Origin of the sequence: Bacillus sp. Nf3 (assembly GCF_003028545.1) — a bacterium.
Lineage (GTDB): Bacteria > Bacillota > Bacilli > Bacillales > Bacillaceae > Bacillus > Bacillus safensis.
Genome location: NZ_PYUA01000023.1, coordinates 1 through 841, shown reverse-complemented (window position 1 = coordinate 841; position 841 = coordinate 1). Strand labels below are relative to the sequence as shown.

The following is an 841-nucleotide window of genomic DNA, read 5'->3' as shown; positions in this document are numbered from 1 at the left end:
TCGACAATGCCAACACCGGCCAGAAGCCGGTGCAGGTGATCGGCGCGGTGGACGAGTTCTACCGCCGCTACAACGCCAACGTCAGCCGCGCCGTGCATGCGCTGGGCAGCGAAGCCACCGACGCCTACGAAGGTGCACGCAACAAGCTGGCGCGTTTCCTCAACGTGCGCCCCAGCGACCTGGTGCTGTGCAGTGGTACCACCTTCGCCATCAATCTGGTGGCGTATTCGTGGGCCCTGCCGCGGTTGAAGGCCGGTGACGTGATCCTGGTTTCGCGCATGGAGCACCACGCCAACATCGTGCCGTGGCAGCTGGTCGCGCAGCGCACAGGCGCCACCATCCGCGTGGCCGAGATCACCCCCGATGGCGCGCTGGACCTGGATGCGCTGCGTGCGGCGATGACCCCCGAGGTCAAGCTGCTCGCCGTCACCCATGTGTCCAATGTGCTGGGCACGGTCAACCCGGTGCGCGAGATCTGCCGCGAAGCGCGCAAGCGCGGCATCATCACCGTGGTCGATGGCTCGCAGGCAGTGCCGCACCGCAAGGTCGACGTCGCCGCGATCGGCTGCGACTTCTACGCCATCACCGGCCACAAGATGTGCGGCCCGACCGGTACCGGTGCGCTGTGGGCGCGCCGCGAGCACCTGGACGCGATGCCGCCGTTCCTCGGCGGTGGCGAGATGATCAAGGAAGTGAGCTTCGACGGCACCGTGTTCAACGATGCCCCGCACAAGTTCGAAGCCGGCACCCCGAACATCGCCGGCTTCATCGGCCTGGGCGTGGCCGCCGACTACCTGCAGCAGCTGGGCCAGGACAACGTGGAAGCGCGCGAAGCCGAACT

At 67.3% G+C, this 841-nt stretch carries 1 protein-coding gene; it reads left to right on the top strand.

Annotated features, from left to right (window positions below):
* Positions 1 to 841, top strand: an 841-nt coding sequence (locus C9414_RS20660; protein WP_107164293.1) for an aminotransferase class V-fold PLP-dependent enzyme, incomplete at both ends; no start/stop codon positions are given.